This is a genomic window from Acetobacterium wieringae (assembly GCF_001766835.1).
Lineage (GTDB): Bacteria > Bacillota > Clostridia > Eubacteriales > Eubacteriaceae > Acetobacterium > Acetobacterium wieringae.
Genome location: NZ_LKEU01000033.1, coordinates 1 through 17,819, shown reverse-complemented (window position 1 = coordinate 17,819; position 17,819 = coordinate 1). Strand labels below are relative to the sequence as shown.

General features: G+C 42.8%; 14 protein-coding genes, 1 rRNA gene, 2 riboswitches and 1 other annotated feature. Of the genes, 13 read left to right on the top strand and 2 right to left on the bottom strand.

The features are described 5' to 3' along the window. Nucleotides 1-56 precede the first annotated feature (56 nt). Nucleotides 57-776 carry a hypothetical protein gene (locus ACWI_RS11235; protein WP_070371538.1) on the bottom strand — a complete coding sequence of 240 codons (720 nt, stop codon included), beginning with the start codon at nucleotides 774-776 and terminating at the stop codon, nucleotides 57-59. Further along, the gene (locus ACWI_RS11230; protein ID WP_070371537.1) at nucleotides 773-1,609 is read right to left on the bottom strand and encodes an ATP-binding cassette domain-containing protein; all 837 of its coding nucleotides are present in this window, start codon (nucleotides 1,607-1,609) and stop codon (nucleotides 773-775) included. Before ACWI_RS11230 ends, ACWI_RS11235 begins: the two co-directional genes overlap by 4 nt. A 200-nt stretch (nucleotides 1,610-1,809) precedes the next feature. Continuing rightward, nucleotides 1,810-2,083, top strand: a binding site (T-box leader). Nucleotides 2,084-2,253: 170 nt separating this feature from the next. On the opposite strand from ACWI_RS11230, the gene ACWI_RS11225 reads away from it, so the two are divergent. The 13 genes from ACWI_RS11225 to ACWI_RS11165 all read left to right on the top strand — a co-directional run. Then, nucleotides 2,254-3,552 (top strand): phenylacetate--CoA ligase family protein, encoded by a 1,299-nt coding sequence (locus ACWI_RS11225; protein ID WP_070371536.1) that lies wholly within the window; start codon nucleotides 2,254-2,256, stop codon nucleotides 3,550-3,552. A gap of 11 nt (nucleotides 3,553-3,563) precedes the next feature. Next, on the top strand, nucleotides 3,564-4,001 hold the full coding sequence (locus ACWI_RS11220) for an ACT domain-containing protein (RefSeq protein ID WP_070371535.1): 438 nt from the start codon (nucleotides 3,564-3,566) through the stop codon (nucleotides 3,999-4,001). Nucleotides 4,002-4,128: 127 nt separating this feature from the next. Continuing rightward, nucleotides 4,129-4,776 (top strand): TetR/AcrR family transcriptional regulator, encoded by a 648-nt coding sequence (locus ACWI_RS11215; RefSeq protein ID WP_070371534.1) that lies wholly within the window; start codon nucleotides 4,129-4,131, stop codon nucleotides 4,774-4,776. 171 nt (nucleotides 4,777-4,947) lie between these two features. Further along, entirely contained in the window at nucleotides 4,948-5,640 is a 693-nt protein-coding gene (locus ACWI_RS11210) for a response regulator transcription factor (protein ID WP_070371533.1), read from the top strand. Then, the gene (locus ACWI_RS11205; RefSeq protein ID WP_070371532.1) at nucleotides 5,609-7,717 is read left to right on the top strand and encodes a sensor histidine kinase; all 2,109 of its coding nucleotides are present in this window, start codon (nucleotides 5,609-5,611) and stop codon (nucleotides 7,715-7,717) included. Before ACWI_RS11210 ends, ACWI_RS11205 begins: the two co-directional genes overlap by 32 nt. A 214-nt stretch (nucleotides 7,718-7,931) precedes the next feature. Next, on the top strand, nucleotides 7,932-8,684 hold the full coding sequence (locus ACWI_RS11200) for a DeoR/GlpR family DNA-binding transcription regulator (RefSeq protein WP_070371531.1): 753 nt from the start codon (nucleotides 7,932-7,934) through the stop codon (nucleotides 8,682-8,684). Continuing rightward, a complete protein-coding gene (gene pfkB, locus ACWI_RS11195) occupies nucleotides 8,681-9,622 on the top strand; it encodes a 1-phosphofructokinase (protein ID WP_070371530.1) in 942 nt (313 codons plus the stop codon). The genes ACWI_RS11200 and pfkB overlap by 4 nt, the downstream gene beginning before the upstream one ends. Next, complete coding sequence (locus ACWI_RS11190; protein ID WP_070371529.1) at nucleotides 9,609-11,519, top strand: PTS fructose transporter subunit IIABC; 1,911 nt, start codon at nucleotides 9,609-9,611, stop codon at nucleotides 11,517-11,519. Before pfkB ends, ACWI_RS11190 begins: the two co-directional genes overlap by 14 nt. Nucleotides 11,520-11,714: 195 nt before the next feature. After that, on the top strand, nucleotides 11,715-13,151 hold the full coding sequence (locus ACWI_RS11185) for an MBG domain-containing protein (protein ID WP_070371528.1): 1,437 nt from the start codon (nucleotides 11,715-11,717) through the stop codon (nucleotides 13,149-13,151). 191 nt (nucleotides 13,152-13,342) lie between these two features. After that, the gene (locus ACWI_RS11180) at nucleotides 13,343-14,896 is read left to right on the top strand and encodes a hypothetical protein (protein ID WP_070371527.1); all 1,554 of its coding nucleotides are present in this window, start codon (nucleotides 13,343-13,345) and stop codon (nucleotides 14,894-14,896) included. 176 nt (nucleotides 14,897-15,072) lie between these two features. Then, a riboswitch (M-box (ykoK) riboswitch) is annotated at nucleotides 15,073-15,236 on the top strand. Nucleotides 15,237-15,467: 231 nt separating this feature from the next. Further along, nucleotides 15,468-16,397, top strand: a complete 930-nt coding sequence (locus ACWI_RS11175) for a magnesium transporter CorA family protein (RefSeq protein WP_070371526.1) — start codon at nucleotides 15,468-15,470, stop codon at nucleotides 16,395-16,397. 62 nt (nucleotides 16,398-16,459) lie between these two features. Continuing rightward, nucleotides 16,460-16,588, top strand: a riboswitch (FMN riboswitch). 83 nt (nucleotides 16,589-16,671) lie between these two features. Then, nucleotides 16,672-17,241 (top strand): ECF transporter S component, encoded by a 570-nt coding sequence (locus ACWI_RS11170; RefSeq protein WP_070371525.1) that lies wholly within the window; start codon nucleotides 16,672-16,674, stop codon nucleotides 17,239-17,241. 473 nt (nucleotides 17,242-17,714) lie between these two features. Continuing rightward, nucleotides 17,715-17,819, top strand: a 16S ribosomal RNA gene (locus ACWI_RS11165); the annotation flags it as partial.

Below are 17,819 nucleotides of genomic sequence, written 5' to 3'. Positions count from 1 at the left end.
AAGGGCTTTTTTCAGGCTTGACTGGGATAACATCAGGGATCAAGATAAGATAAGTTTTAGAATTTTGTATGTTTTAACAATTGTATTTGACCAATCATTAAAGCTAAACCATAAACAATGGTCAGTGTAACCGGTAATGCCATGGCCGGGAGAGCAAAATATTCCAGCTTTGTAAATGAGGCGAGGATCTCAAAAACAGGTGGAAAAACCCAGGTGATTAAGCAGGTTTGTGGGAAATAGCCAGCCAGGGCACCTTTTGATATGCCCATGACGGTGACAAAGAATAGCAGCAGCACAGCCATTTTCCGGTTTTTGATAATCCGGGGATGAAAAAAAGCACCGGTCATAGCGCCTAAAAAGGCCAATGAACAATGCAGACCAAACCCGATTGCGATATCATAAAACTGTAAACTACGGGTGAATAAGTGACCGTTGTTGACACTATTTAAGATCATCGGATAGAGGATGCCAATGACACTCATGACAAGGCCGATGATCAGGAGCACCAACAGTCGGCTCAGATAATAACGGGTGTCGTTATTAACCCTGAGTAAAACCAGCTGTTCGGTAACTTGGTTTTCAAGTTCAGCATAACTAAAACCGACAGTGGCCATTATAAAGAAAAGTACGCCAGCCGACTCAGAAAAGCTCGAAACAATCGCAAAAGGCATGATGCCGTAGGCGGCAAACAAATAAATCAGATAGACTAAAAAGGGCAGCAAAAATTTATAAGATTTGAGATAGCATTTGAAATGATAGATTAACAGATTTTTCATTGCTTCATCCCTTCCATCGTGCGCAGTCTGAATTCATCTTTTAACAGCTTCTTGAGAACAGCATGACTGTGATCACTTTGAACAATCAGTTTTAGGCGGTTATGATCCCATTCAGCTCGCTCGATTAAATCCTGAAGACTTGAATCAATTTTCGTCCCAGGCGGGGCTTCGAAAATCAAGATATCATATTTAATTTCCTTTAGGTCGGATAAATCGAGGGGCAGTAACTGGTGATCAGAAATTTCATAAGCATGGTCTGCCAGTTGACTCACGAGAAATCGTTCGTGACAGGACATAATTGTGGCAAGGCCCTGTTGCTGCAGTTCCTGAACCATCTGGATAAATAACTTTTGAGATTGGGTGTCCTGGCCGGATAACGGCTCATCCAGCAGCAAAACATCAGGAGGATCCAGTAAGGCTTGGATAACTGCCACCTTTTGGATCGTACCTTTGGAAAGATGTTTGATCGGAACATCAATCATGTCAGCCATCTCAAAGGCCTGAAACAATTCAAACATTCGGGTGCTGATTTTCTTTTGAGACAGTCCGCCAATCAAACCCATGTATTTAACAAATTCACTGGCTGTCAGATCGATTTTAGGGAAATTCTCGGGGATGTAAGCAAGCTTAACTTGGGGCGCATAGTCAATAGTACCGGCAGAAATTTTAGACAAACCAGCAATTATTTTGAGCAGGGTACTTTTGCCACTGCCGTTATGACCCAGCAAAGCAATGGTGGATTCTTTTGTGATGGTCAGATCGATATTTTTCAGGATTAGTTTTTTCCCGAAATATTTAGAAATGCTATTGAGTGAAATAAGAATATGATCCATGGTAAACTCCTTATCGGTCATTGTTCAGATTAAAACGACGAAAATATAACTAAACAAGTTAATCCTATCACATGTATTTTTAAACGGCAATGATCATACGTTTCAGGATCGCTAAATAGACTGCAAATATAGGCCTGAACAGACGGATCTAAAAAATTCTTGACATTATTTTAAGGTTAGTAATATAATAATTGAAATAATTAAAAACTGTGATTGAGGAAAGTAATTTTCATTAGAGTCTTCAGAGAGTTGGTAGCGCTGGAAACCAATGGCAATGATGTTGATGAAGTTCCCTCAGGAGTTGATTGGCTGAACATTCATGAGTGAAGTAATTTATTCGTATCACCATTAGGCGAATCCGGTGTCCCTCATCGTTAAAATAGGAAGAACGGGGCTAATGTTGGTCGTGTTCTAAAAAGGTGGATTAGTTAATAATCAAATTAGGTGGTACCGCGAGTCAGACTCGTCCTTTTCAATAAGGATGGGTCTTTTTATTTTACAAAGGCTGGAATGATGACTTTGTTTACAGGTAAACAGTAAGGCACTCCCTAATCATAAAGATGCCACAGCACGTGCATCTTGAATTTCACACCCATAACCACAAGCGTTCCGATTTTAAATTAAAGAAAATTTTGGAGGAAAAAATGTATTGGAATAAGAGCTACGAATGCATGCCAAGAGAAAAACTGCAGGAGCTGCAGTTGGAACGACTAAAGCGAATGGTCAATCGGATTTATCACGATGTCCCGTTTTATCGCAATAAATTTCAGGAAAAAGGTCTGATGCCAGAGGATGTCAGCTCCCTGGATGATCTTAAAAAGCTGCCTTTTACAACCAAGGTTGATTTGCGGGATAATTACCCGTATGGGCTTTTCACCGTCCCTCTGGAACAGATCGTCCGAATCCATGCATCATCCGGCACCACCGGTAAACCGACGGTGGTTGGTTATACCCGGAATGATATCGCGATGTGGTCGGAGTTGATGGCTCGCTGTCTGGTGGCAGCTGGAGCTGGTCCGCACTCGGTGATCCAGAATGCCTATGGCTATGGGCTGTTTACCGGTGGTTTGGGTGTTCATTATGGGGCCGAACGACTGGGTGCCTCAATTATTCCGATCTCCGGCGGGAACACCGCCAAGCAAATTATGATTATGCAGGATTTTGGTTCCACCGTCTTGACATGTACCCCGTCCTATGCTATTTATTTATCAGAGGTGCTGGCGGAGTCGGGGATTGATCCGGAAACTTTAAAAATCAAAGCCGGTATTTTTGGTGCCGAACCCTGGTCAGAAAACATCCGCAAAGATATTGAGAAAAAACTCAAAATCAAAGCCTATGACATTTATGGTTTATCGGAAATCATGGGACCGGGAGTGGCCATCGAATGCGAATGTCAGGAAGGGCTGCACGTCTGGGAAGATCACTTTATTCCGGAAATCATTGATCCCAATACCTTGGAAGTACTGCCCTATGGCGAACAGGGGGAATTGGTGATCACCACTATTACCAAAGAAGGGATTCCGATTCTTCGGTATCGTACCCGGGATATTACCCGGATTATTGCCGAACCCTGCAGTTGTGGCCGAACTCATCTGCGGATCAACCGCCTCCAGGGGCGCAGCGATGACATGTTGATTATCCGTGGGGTGAATGTTTTCCCAACTCAGATTGAAAGTGTCTTGCTGGAAATTGGGGAAGTCGAACCCCATTATCAATTGGTGGTGCGTCGGGATGGTTCTCTGGACACCCTGGAAGTTAAGGTTGAACTCAGTGAAGCGCTGTTTTCGGATCGGATCAGTAATCTGGAGAACCTGGAAAAACGGATCCGGGATCGGATTCAATCAACCATTGGCGTGAGTACCAAGGTGGCTTTGGTCGAACCGAAAAGCCTGCCCCGTAGCGAAGGGAAAAGCCAACGGGTTGTGGATCTTAGAAAAATTTAGGAGGAGAAAAAATGATACGACAAGTTTCTATTTTCATCGAAAACCATGAAGGCCGACTGAATCATATATTGAAAATTCTGGCCGAAAATAAGATCAATATCCGGTCTCTGAATATTGCCGATGCCACCGATTTTGGGATCGTCCGACTGATTTTACAGGAAACCGAAAAAGGGATTGAGGTGCTTAAGAAAAATGATATCATTAGCACGGTGACCCCGGTTCTGGCGGCGGAGATTTCTGATGATCCCGGCGGATTAAGCACCCTGGTGAATGCCCTGACTGAAGCAAAAATAAATATTGTTTACGCCTATTCGTTTCTGCCGAAAAAAACCGACAATGCCATAATCATCATCCGGGTGGATGATGATGTGCAGCAAAAGGCCATCGAAACTCTGGAAAAGGTTGCCGAGGTAAATCTGTTGGATCGGGAAACGCTGTTGCTGAAATAATTTAACGGGTGAGGGTAAATTAGAAATATTTATAAATTTCCTATTGACATTCCGCAAAACTTTTCGTAAGATCAAAGGTATGAATTAAATGTAACTAAGAAAATGATTGATACAGGAAAGGCAAACCATGGCAACGTCAAGAAAAGGAACCCAAACAAAGAGTAATATTATTACAACCGCAAAGATTTTATTTTATGAGAATGGTTATAACAAAACCGGTATTCAGGACATCGCCGATCGCGCCGATGTCAAGCTGGGAACCATTACCTATTATTATAAAAAGAAAGATGATATGATCACCGATATCTACAATGTCTTCTTTTTAGCACTGTATGATTATGTTTCATCGGTTTCGGAGAATCTCAACCTTTATACCAAGTATTGTTATGCCCTGGTGCTGTATTATGAAGCGATATTAAATGATGAGCATAACAAAACGTTGTATTATGAAGTACTGGTAAAAAATGTCAATCCTCATGGACGAACCAACATTACCAACACTCTCAATCGCTCCTGTCTGGATTTTCTCAATAAGAATTATATCGAGGCCGATCTGGAAGTTATCGCCCGTTCCGAATATGGGGCCCGCAAAGAATTGTTTATTGATTTTTATGAAAAGAACATCAAATTTACCAGCCGAGCGATGATTTACTTTTTTATCCGGAATTTGTTCCGACTGATGAATTTAGATGGTGAAATGATTGAAAATACCATTCAGCAGGGCTTTGAGTTTTCCAACAAGAACAAACCAGAAGGCATTAAATTTTTAATCTAAAACATTTTTAAGGGCAGCAATCCATTGGAATGCTGCCCTTTTTGCGGTTTGATTGGGGAAACGTTGAGTCGGGTTTGATCGTAAGAATTTGTTAAGGAAATTCAGCGTTTTTTTGACAGAAGTTTGTGTTAAAGTTAGACCAAGATGAAACAGAAAGGCGGAAGCTTGCAAATGAGTATTTTAATCTGCGACGATGAAAAAGAAATCGTTGAAGCCCTGGAGCTCTATTTAAAAAACGAAGGCTATGCGATTTTAAAAGCCTATACGGGAAGAGAAGCCATCGCACTGGTGGAAAAAGAAGATATTGAGTTAATTATTATGGATGTGATGATGCCGGAGATGGATGGGCTACGGGCAACGATGAAAATAAGAGAAACAAAAAATATCCCAATTATCTTTTTATCGGCTAAAACTGAAGATAATGACAAGATCATGGGTTTGACCATGGGTGGTGATGATTACATAACCAAACCCTTTAACCCCATGGAGGTCATCGCCCGGGTCAAGTCGCAATTACGGCGCTACAACACCCTCGGTGGTTGCCCGGAAAAAGTGGGAACCTACCGTACCGGCGGCCTGGTGCTGGAGGATGACTATAAACGACTGACAGTGGATGGTGAAGAGGTGAAACTAACGCCGGTAGAATACAAGATCATGCATTTTTTGATGTCGGAAAAAGGCAAGGTCTTTTCGATTGATCAGATCTACGAGAATGCCTGGGAAGAACCCGCTTACAATTCGGACAATACGGTGGCGGTGCATATTCGGCGGATTCGGGAAAAAATCGAGATAAATCCCAAAGAACCAAAATATCTAAAGGTGGTGTGGGGCATTGGCTACAAAATTGAAAACTATCTGGACTGATCAGAAATTTAAAATCACCTGTTCATTTTTGACGGTCGTATTGGTCACCATCAGTTTTGGTGCACTATTTGAAGCCTACTGGTTTAATTGGGATTATCTGGCCAATACCAATAATTATTTGGAGAGTGCAGAACTGCAAAATAAAGTTCTGACCGCCTACGATCATATCGATCAGGTTTATAATTTCTATCAGAGCGAAGAAAATATCCGGGCTGGAAATGCCATTGATCCTGCAGCGATGGAAGCCTATAAATGGGATATCTTAGCGGAGTTGGATCTTAATGATCCGGACGAAATGGGTGTCTCAACCGAATCGGAGATGCTCACTGATCCTGATTTCTGGGAACCTTACGCCGATGAGCTCGAGGCCCAAAAAAAACAACTGATTAACGAGGGGCTGTTTCAGTATGAACGACTAAAAAAAGAATTGGAGCAAACCCAGGGGTTATCCTACGTTATTAACAGCAAAGGGGTCACAAACAGTCAGCCTAAAGACGCTAATCCGGATGATTTGCTTAAACGACGGGTGAATTTCACCTATAACAAGGGGGCGATTTCCTCGACACTGCCTAAGATGGATCAATTCGAACCATTAGACTACGCTGTTGAACCGGATTTTCAGGTCATCATTGGATTTGATGATGCCTATATTGCGGAGCGGGAAGTATTGTATCAGGCTGAACGTCAAGAATTTCTGTGGCTAATGAGTATCTTTGTCGTGTCGCTAATTCTTGCGGCGATCGGTATGCTGCTTTCCTGTATTTCGGCCGGCCGCAAAAAAGACAGCGAGGGAGTCCAGCTATTGCCGATTGATGCGTTCTGGATTGACGCCCACTTTTTATTATTGCTGGTGGTGGAAACCCTGGTCGTTGCCGCAATTGTCTTTTTCTATGATCAGAATTTTCCGCGGGTGGTTATGCTGATGCTCTTTGCTGTCGGGGCAGCGTTGGGGTTAAACTTTCTACTGTCATTGGTGCGAATTTTAAAAGATCGCCGTTTTGGGGAGCGATTGTTATTTTTGAAACTGATCAAAAAGGGATGGGGATTTATTAAAAACCAGTTCAAGAAACTGGCTGTCTATTACAATGATGTCATGAAAGGCTCGCCGACAGTTAAACGGTTGATGTTCTGGGCAATTCTGCTGGTGGTTCTGGCACTGTCGGTTCAGGTGCCGATTCTTGGTGTCTGCTCCTTTATTTGCATTATATATCTGCTTTATTTGGGTGGAATAAAAGCAAAAAAATATGATGGGATTCTGGAAGGGTTGGAACGCATAAAAAATGGTGAGGTTGACTATAAACTGATTGGCTATGATGGTGCTTTAGGTGAACTGGCGGATGGGATTAATGCCATTGGCGATGGCATTTCATTGGCAGTGTCTGAAGAAGTAAAAAGCCAGCGGTTAAAAACCGAGCTGCTGACCAATGTGTCCCACGATATCCGGACCCCACTGACCTCGATTATTACCTCCATCGATTTGTTAAAAAATGGAAACCTCGATCCAGAGGCAAAGCAGAAGTACTTGGAGATTCTGGAAAACAAGGCGCACCGACTCAAGGTGCTGACAGATGATTTGTTTGAAGCTGCTAAAGCGTCATCGGGTAACATTGAAGTGGAGTTCCAGGCGGTTGATCTGGAAATGCTGATGACCCAGGGTTTGGGTGAAATGGAAGAAGAACTTGGCAATTCCCAACTGGAGTTTATTACCCAATATCCTAAGGATCTTTTTGTGGTAACGGCAGATGGCCGCCTGCTCTGGCGGGTGATTGAAAACTTGCTTTTTAATATCCTAAAATATGCTCAAAAAGAATCCCGGGTGTATATTGAATTTTCAAAATGTGATGCCGACAAAACTGGAATAGTGGTCTTTAAAAATGTCTCGGCACAACCGCTCAATATCTCTCCCGAGGAACTGATGGAACGATTTAAACGGGGTGATGAAACCAGAAACAGTGAAGGCAGCGGTTTGGGACTTGCCATTGCCAAAGACCTGATGACGATCCAGCAGGGTGAGCTGAGACTGGAAATCGATGGTGACCTATTTAAAGCCGCCATCATCTTACCAATGGCAGAATAGGTCCGACGATAAAAAGTTCACAAAGATAGTATCAGAATCTGATGCTATCTTTTTTTAGTATTGAGAAAAAATGGGTAAGTAATAAACAAAAGCAAAATAGATGACAAAAAATGGATATCATGCACAAATATGATTTATTTTGACTAAAAATGATTTATTATGATTGACAATGGCTGAAAATGGTGATAAGCTTCAGAAAAAGAGGTGATTAAGGATGATTATTGAAGAACGACTGGCAAAAATCCTGCAAATGGTTGAAGAAAAAGGCGTGGTTACAGTTTTAGAATTGTCGGAGACCCTAAAGATTTCGGAATCAACAATCCGCCGGGATCTGACCACCCTTGACAACAAGAAAAAGCTACGAAAGGTTCATGGCGGGGCGGCGGTGATAAACGGCAGTTTTGCAGCCGCTGATTTTGACCTTCAACTCCGGGAAGACCATCATCGCGATGAAAAACAAGCAATTGGCAAATTCAGTGCGGGACTGATTGAAAAAAATGATTTTGTTTATATCGATGCCGGAACATCAACGGAAGCCATGGTTGATTTTATCAATGAAAGCGGCGCTGTATATGTCACGAATGGGATGGTTATTGCGGCAAAACTTGTTAAAAAGGGGTGTCGGACAATTATCGTCGGTGGTGAAATAAAACCCATCACTGACGCCGTGGTGGGAAGTGAGGCCCTTCATTGTCTGGGCAAATATAATTTTTCAAAAGGTTTTTTTGGCACCAATGGGATTGATCGGAAAGCTGGTTACAGCACCCCAGACCCGACCGAGGCCCAGGTTAAAAGGGAAGCTTTCAGCCGCTGTAAGACAGCCTATGTACTGGCAGATCCGTCGAAATTTAATCTGATTGCGCCAGTGAGTTTTGGTAAACTGGAACAAGCCGAAATTATCACAACCAGGCTGGGGAGTGAGAGCTATAAAAAATACACAAAGGTTTGGGAGGTGGATGGCAGATGATTTTTACGGTAACCTTTAACCCGTCTCTGGATTACATTGTGGGGTTGGACGCCTTTCGGGAAGGGGAGGTCAACCGCAGTGAATGGGAGCAACTCTATCCGGGCGGAAAAGGGATCAACGTGTCGATGGTTTTAAAAAACCTGGAGATCAGAAATATCGCCTTGGGTTTTATTGGCGGTTTTACCGGCAAAGAAATTCAACGGCGGATCAAAGATTTTGGATGCTATACCGATTTTGTGAAAATAAAATCAGGTATATCCAGAATCAACGTGAAAATAAAAGCCGACCAGGAAAGTGAAATCAACGGGCAGGGACCCGACATCAGTAAGAAAGAACTTGGGGAGCTGTTTAAAAAGCTGGAATCCATTGAAAAAGGTGATATTCTGGTTTTGGCAGGCAGTATTCCCGCCGCTTTGCCTGAAGATACCTACGAAAGCATCATGAAATTATTAGAAAACCGTGGGGTCAAAATCGTCGTGGATGCTACCGGTGAACTGCTACTTCGGGTGGTTAAATACCAGCCATTTTTGATTAAACCGAACAACCACGAGTTGGGGGAAATGTTTGGGGTTGTTTTGAACAAACGAGAAGATATTATTCTTTACGCTAAACGATTGCAGCAAATGGGTGCACAAAATGTGTTGGTATCGATGGCTGGAGAAGGTGCCATTCTTGTGGATGAAAGCGGCAAGGTTCATGAAATGAAGCCGCCCAAAGGGATTGTCAAAAACTCCGTTGGTGCAGGCGATTCGATGGTGGCTGGGTTTATTGCCGGTTATCTTAAAAGTCAGGATCTGCAGGACGCCTTCCGGATGGGCGTGGTAACCGGAAGTGCATCGGCATTTTCAGAAACTTTGGCGACCAAAGCAGAAGTCATGAAGTTGTTGGATGAATTATCACATAAAAACGAAGGGGGAAGGAAAAATGCGGATTATTGATTTATTAACTGAAAAGGGCATTGATCTGGCCGGAAAACCGGCCAATAAGGAAGAAACCATCCAAACATTAGTGCAATTAATGGCAAATACCGGAAAAATTACCGATCCGGAAGTCTTTAAACAGGCGGTGATGGCTCGGGAGGCAGAAGGATCCACCGGCATCGGTGAAGGGGTGGCGATTCCCCATGGCAAATCACCGGTGGTGAAGGACGCCGGTTTGTCCGCCATGGTTGTTCGGGATGGAACTGATTTTGAGGCATTAGATGGTGAGCCAGCCTATCTCTTCTTCATGATTGCGGCTCCGGAGGCGGCAAACACCCTGCATCTGGAAGTCCTCAGTCGGCTATCCACCATTTTGATGGATGAAGAATTCCGAACGAAGCTGATTGCATCAGCGGATGTGAAAACATTTTTAAAACTCATCGATGAAAAGGAACAGGAAAAGTATGGTGCGCCAGCAGCGGCCAAAACCCCGGAAATGACCAAAAACTATCAGCTCCTGGCAGTTACCGCTTGTCCCACGGGAATCGCCCACACCTATATGGCAGCAGAAAGCCTGGAAAATAAGGCCAAACAGATGGGGGTTACCATTAAGGTGGAAACCAACGGTTCCGGTGGCGTCAAAAATCAGCTGACCGCCGAGGAAATCAAAGCGGCCGATTGCATCATTATTGCTGCCGATACAAATGTCGAAATGGGCCGTTTCAATGGCAAACCAGTGATTCAAACCAATGTTGCCCGGGGCATCCATAAACCCCAGGAGCTTATTGAAGAAGCTCTGGCAGGAAAGGTGCCAGTCTATTCAGGTGGTGTCCAGAGTGTTGAAGATACTGGTGGGAGTGGCGAAAAAGAAAGTGTCGGCCGGAAAATTTACAAAGATTTGATGAATGGCGTTTCCCATATGCTGCCCTTTGTTATCGGTGGCGGGATTCTAATTGCATTGGCCTTTTTGTTCGATGACTACAGCATTGATCCGTCAAAATTCGGAAGCAATACCCCATTTGCCGCCTTCCTGATGCAGGTGGGAGGGACGGCTTTTGCTTTCATGTTGCCGGTTTTAGCGGGTTACATCGCCATGAGTATCGGTGATCGACCGGCTCTGGCTGTTGGTTTTGTCGGGGGAATGTTGGCGAACACTGGCGGTGCCGGTTTTCTGGGGGCCTTATTGGCGGGTTTTGCCGCTGGCTATCTGGTATTGGGACTCAAAAAAGTGTTCGCTAAACTGCCAGCCAGCCTCGAAGGGATTAAGCCGATATTGATTTATCCCTTCTTTGGTATTCTACTGATTGGCGCCTTGATGGTCTTTATCATCAACCCACCAGTGGCGGCCCTGAATGCGGTGCTCAGTGCGGGGTTAAACAGCATGGGTACATCCAGCAAAGTTATCTTGGGTATTGTCCTTGGGGGGATGATGGCCGTTGATATGGGGGGGCCGGTTAACAAAGCGGCTTATACCTTTGGTTTGGCATCGTTGGCTACTGGTCAGTTTGATATTATGGCAGCGGTGATGGTAGGTGGTATGGTTCCGCCACTGGGGATTGCCCTGGCTACCACCATTTTTAAAAATCGTTTCACTAAAAAAGAGCGGGAAGCGGGCCTGGCAAACTATGTCATGGGTCTATCCTTTATCACCGAGGGTGCGATACCTTTTGCCTCAGAAGATCCCCTCCGGGTGATTCCTTCCTGTATTGTCGGTTCGGCTCTGGCCGGAGGATTATCAATGTTCTTTGGCTGTACGCTAATGGCCCCTCACGGCGGAATCTTTGTCTTTCCGCTGGTGGGAAACCCGTTTGGTTACGTCATTGCCCTGGTGGCCGGATCGGTAGCCTGTATGCTGATGCTCAGGATCTTAAAAAAACCGAAAACCAGCGACAGTGATGAACTGGAAATTGCATAGACAACCCAAATTAAAACCTGCCGTAAAGGTGGGTTTTAATTTGTTCTTTTTATGTAATGATTGTAAACAAATAACAACAAAGTAAATTCTAAACGAACAATGATCGGGTTTCGTTGTGAACAGTGCTGCAAATCGGTATAATTGGAAATGAGTATCTAAGATATTGAGATAATTTATAATACAAGGAAGTATCCAATGAAAAAGACCAAAAGAATCAGGCTGTTTATATGCCTAGTCTTGACGATCATTTTGAATGGTGCGTGCTTTCCAATCGGCATTCTGGCGGAAGACCAAACTGAGCAAGGCCCATTAACGCCAGTGATTGTCTTCTCTACCGATGTTGTTTATACTGGAAATCCCCAGGTTTTGGCAGCTGTTAATCCAGCACCCGATGGGCCTGAGCTTGATTTTGAACGAATCGAGATCACTTACAAAGGGATTTTGTCAAATGGCGAAGCATATCCATTATCAACGATTCCACCGTCAGAGTCAGGTACCTATATGGTGTTTGCGGCATATCGGGGCGATGAAAACTATCAAAAAATTGATAATCAAAAAGAAATTAAAATAAAGCCCATTGAGCTTAAAACGTCACAATTCTTCACCGAAAAGCCGATTACCAAGATTTATGACGGCAATACCAGTGTGCCCGAAGTTGCGCTGAAGGGTTTAGGGAATAGTGGCGTTGTTGATGCAGATAAAAATAAGGTGGCATTTAATTATCGAACTGCCAATTTTTTATTTAAAGATGTTAAACCGGCGACTGCCAATCTGGTTATTTTAAAAGAAATCACAATCGCTGGCAACAAGGCCAAAAATTATATTATTGTTGATGAAAATCAGGGAACAAAGCCACTATCAAGCATTGATATATCTTTGGTAGCAGGTATTTTACCAAAACCGGTGGAGGTTTTCCTTGTCGGTCAGGATAAGGTTTATGATGGGACGCCAAACCTTCATGATTATAAACTGACTGTCAACAAAACGGATCTGATCCGGGGGGAGGATTTGGGCGCCTTTGGAGCTGAAAATTTTTATCCCTATTACGGGGACGTGAATACTCAGCAAAAAGACGTGGGCAATTATTATGTCTGGGCAACCGGAGGATTTTACTTATCAGGAATAAACGGAACGAATTCCGACAACTATACAATTTATAGTCAAACGATTATTTCCAAGAGTAAATATGCTATTACCCCAGCCTCAGTAACAGTGATTCCAAATTATGTTTCAAAAATTCAGGGCGAAGCAGATCCGGCACTAACGTATACGGTTTGGCAGGATGATTCAGGTGATGGTTTTGTTAAAGGTTTATATGGGAATGATGTGATGTATGGCGCATTAGAACGGGAAGCCGGAGAAGCGGTTGGCACCTACGATGTTTTGCTGGGGAGCTTGAATAGTTCCAACTATCGCATTCGTTTGGCAGATAATGCAGATAAATTTGAAATTATTAAGAAAGAAGATGTGGTTGCGGTCTATGGGGGTAATGATTACAGCAATGGCGGGAATAGTGTGGTAGAAAAAGAAGAAGAATCGCCGGTACCCTATATGGGTATTGCGCTACTGTTACTTTTACTGATTGCTGGAGCCATTTTCTTTGGCAAGAATCGGCTGACAAAAATGGATTAGTGTAAAATAGAATGTAAAGAAAGAGATCTGTTGGAGCGGGCAGATCTTTTTTTGTGTCATGAATTGAATAAAGCCAGAAAAGAAAGTGAATCAGACAGAAAAAAGAAACGTTTACAGCAATTATGTGATAAAATAAATGGTAATAAAACAATAAACGAAACGAATTTTAATCAGTTGGAAAGGAAACGAAAATGAATAATGAAAAATCAGGCAGACGGTTTTGGCGAACCGGATTGATGGCAGTATTGGTTCTGCTCTTGCTGCCCATGGGCATTTGGGCGGAGGTTGATGGAAAAATGGCGACGACCGTATCGATAGCCAGTTCGCCCTCCTCGGTGACGTTTAACACGAATGCTGATGAGCTGGATAAGGCGGTATACAAAGCGATGAACATCGTGGTTGTCGATGGTGATTCGAATAAAATCGCTTTTACTGCCGATGATATCAGTCTTGATTACAATCGACAGGTTGGAACACAAAAAATAACGGTTACCTATAAGGGGAATGATCAGTACGAAACCAGCAATGCAACGGGGACGATTGTTATCAATGATGTGCCCAAAAAAGATACCCGGCTAGTGCTCAAAGCTAATCCACCAGCAGTGGGATATTCCGCAGATACGGCAACCTTGGATAAGGCAGTATATGATGATCTGGTTATCCAAGTGGTAGATGGGGATTCCAATAAGGTAAACTTCTCCCCCAGTGATATTACCCTGACCTACAATCATGCGGTGGGAACCCAGAATGTAGTCGTTGCCTATAAAGGAAACTCACAATACAATCCGAGCCAGGTTAATGCCACAGTTCAGATCACCGGAAAACAGGATAGTAAGGTATCCGTTGCTGCGAAGCCCCCAGCGGTCGCTTATACCAGCGATTCGGCAAAACTGGATTTAGCTGTCTATCAGGCCTTGAGTATCGTGGTTGTTGATGCGGGGAACAACAAAATCAGTTTTACGGCAGCTGACATTGATTTGAGCTACAACCGGGCTCCGGGAAAACAGGATGTAACCGTAAAATATAAGGGCAACGATCAGTTTTCGCCAAGCACTGCCACCGGAAATGTTGAAATTACCGGGAAGGTGGATCCACCAGCACCAACTAAAGAAAACACCTCTATTAATTTGGCCAAACCGCCGATTGAAGCGGCCTATACCACTGATTCAGGAAAATTGGATGCTGCTGTTTATCAAGCATTGACCATTCAGGTCGTTGACAGCAAAGGTAAGGCAATTAATTTTACAACCACCGACATCGAACTGAGCTATAACCGGGTGCCCGGTGAGCAGCCGGTGACGGTAAAATATAAGGGGACGGATCAGTTTAACAGCAGTACGGCTACTCAAACAGTAACCATCACCAGTAAAGATGACAGTTCGCTGATTGTTTCCCAAAATCCGCCCAGTGTAGAATACGATGATAATACCAAAAATCTCGATGATGCGGTATATCAGGATCTTTGCGTTGCAGTAGTGGATGATAACAATAATAAAATTGAGTTCAATCGGGATGATATCGAGCTTGATTATACCAGAGCAGTTGGTGAGCAGGAAGTTATTGTCAAATATAAAGGCAATAATTATTTCAAAAGTGCAGTGGCCACCGTTCGGGTAAATATTGTTCAACCGGATTCGCCCAATCCCTGGTTAATCGCCGGTGTAGCCGGAATAATTGGGGCTATTGTGGTTGTTTTGGTGATTATTGGCGTGGTCGTTTATCGAAAAAAGCATAGTGCTTCTTAATTAATTTAGATAGAATGATCGGTTAAAAGGATCTGTTTAATACAGATTCTTTTTTTGCAGAGTCAGCTATAATTGGCAACATGGTCAAAGGGTTAATTTATAGCGGCTTATCTTAAAAATCATTGACAACGGTGAGATAAAAAGATATAGTTAATTTGGAATAATAATAAATAAAATGTTTCTTTTGTTAGGTGAGGCTCCTATACAGATATGGCTGCTGCCCGGAAACATCGAAAGATGCCAATGGGTCAACAGGTACTATCGAATTAAGGTTTTACTTAATGCAGTTGGGCAATGCCCTATGCTGTATAGTGCCAAAACTCAACGAATGGAGGAATCATTATTTTTGCTGTGCGAAAATCTCCTCCATTAAAGAGGAGTTTTTTATTTTTTAACCAAAGAACCACAGGTAAAGTTGACAAATGGTTTATCTTTGGTGCAAATTCGAAAAAAGGAGTGAGATAGGATGGACGCAGACCCTGGAGAGAAGCGTATAAAACAGAATGAACAAAAACTGAGCGCCCAAAATATCTTACGGATCATGGGCTGCTCTTAATAAAGGAGGAAAGCAATGATCAAAATCTACAAAACAATTGATGGTAAGATTCAAGAAATTGAAACCATTGAAAAGAACAGCTGGATCAACATGGTTAATCCAACTGAAGAAGAATTGCAGTTTATTACCAGAGAATTAGCAGTGGAACCAGATTTTCTGCGAGCTGCCCTGGATGAAGAAGAGATTTCCCGGGTGGAGCTGGAAGATAATAATCAGGCACTAATCACCATTGACGTTCCAGTCATTGAAAAAGATACCAAATTGGTGCTTTACACCACCATCCCAGTTGGGATCATTCAAACCGCTGATAATATTATTACGGTCTGCTTAAGAGGAAACACCCTTATTGATGATTTTACCAAAGGCCGAGTAAAAAATGTCCACACTAATTTGAAAACCCGTTTTATCTTCCAAATCCTCTACCGAGTGGCCAGTCGGTTTTTGATTTACCTGCGCCACATTAATCGGATGAGTACCGATATTGAGCGGCAATTGCACATATCCATGAAAAACAAAGAACTGATTCAACTTCTTGATTTAGAAAAGAGTCTGGTGTTTTTCTCGACATCCCTGAAAGCCAACCAGGGGGTTTTGGAAAAACTGGAACGGGGTCGGATTATTAAGCTTTACGAAGAAGATAAAGAACTGTTAGAAGACGTGCTGATTGAAGTCCAGCAGGCTATTGAGATGTCCAATATTTATGCCAACATTCTCAGCGGAACCATGGACGCCTTTGCATCGATTATTTCAAACAATTTAAATATTGTGATGAAGATATTAACCTCATTAACAATCTTAATGGCGATACCAACGATGATTGCCAGTTTTTTCGGAATGAACGTTGAAGGGTTGCCAATTCCCAACTTCTGGAGTGTGGTATTGATTTCGATTGCCTGTACCGGAGTAGCCGCCTTTGTGCTATTCAAGAAAAAGATGTTTAGTTAGTGCGGGCTAAAAATTATCATTGACAAAGAAATTCAAGCGGGTATATAATTAAATAAATAAATAGTCTGTTTCAGGGCGAGGTGTAAGTCCTCACCGGTGGTGATGCGTAAAAGCGATAAGTCCACGAGCCGAAAGGCCGATCTGGTTAGAATCCAGAACCGACGGTATAGTCCGGATGAAAGAAATGGCGTACAATTTTACGCGCAAAGCCCTTGAAAAGAAATTTTCAAGGGCTTTTTAAGTTGACTGGACAGACAATTGAAGGAGGATTTTTATGAAAATCAAGACAAAACAATTGACCCAGATGGCAGTATTGGCGGCAATGTCCATACTATTGGTTTACCTGATTCATTTTCCGATTTTTCCGGCGGCGCCATTTTTGGAGTACGATCCAGCCGATATTCCTATTTTTATCGGTGCATTTATGTTTGGCCCTTTAGGTGGTCTAATTCTAACTGCTGTTGTTTGTGTTTTGCAGGGAGTGACCGTTAGTTCGGCTAGCGGGATTATTGGAATTCTGATGCATTTTTTCGCAACTGGATCCTTTGTATTGGTAGCCGGAAATATTTACAAAAGAAACAGAACCAGAAAAGGTGCAATCATCGGTTTGGCATTGGGTACGGTCACGATGACAATAACCATGGCGTTATGGAACATTGCCATCACACCGATATTTTTGGGAATTCCGGTGGAGGCAGTTTTACCAATGATTATCCCAGTCATTATTCCCTTTAATCTGATCAAAGCTGGAATCAATTCAGTCATTACCTTTGTTGTTTACAAATCCGTCAGCAAGGTGTTGGGTCTGGAGATTCAAGAAGCAAAGGTCGCAGAAAGTAAATAGTTAAAACTTCATTATACTAAGGAACCTGAAATCAATTGATTTCAGGTTCCTTTTTTGAATTCCCAATAACTGTGAGTAGGACATAACAGAGAACATGAAAAAACTTTCAAAAACCAGTTGACAGGATGGTGAAAAGAGCGTATACTAATGAATTTGTCTCGAGTGAGGCAGCGGGCACAGCTGAAACATTGAAATGAACAAAAAAGAATTTCAAAAAACAGCTTGACAACATGAAGAAACAACGATATAATAGAAAAGCTTCTTCGGTCGGAAACGATTGCAGAACGGCGGTCATAGAAAAGAGAATAGTACCATAAAACCTGTAAAACAGCCAAAAGATCCGCGAGGATGAATGCGGCTAAAATAGAAACAGAGAGATGAACTCTATAAAACATTAACTCGGTAGAGTATAAAATACGCTTTATTCAAAATGAGACAGCATTTAAAAGCCTAACGGCTTTAAATACAAACTTTTTATTGAGAGTTTGATCCTGGCTCAGGACGAACGCTGGCGGTATGCTTAACACATGCAAGTCGAACGAGACGAGATGGAATGACCCTTCGGGGGAATGAAATCT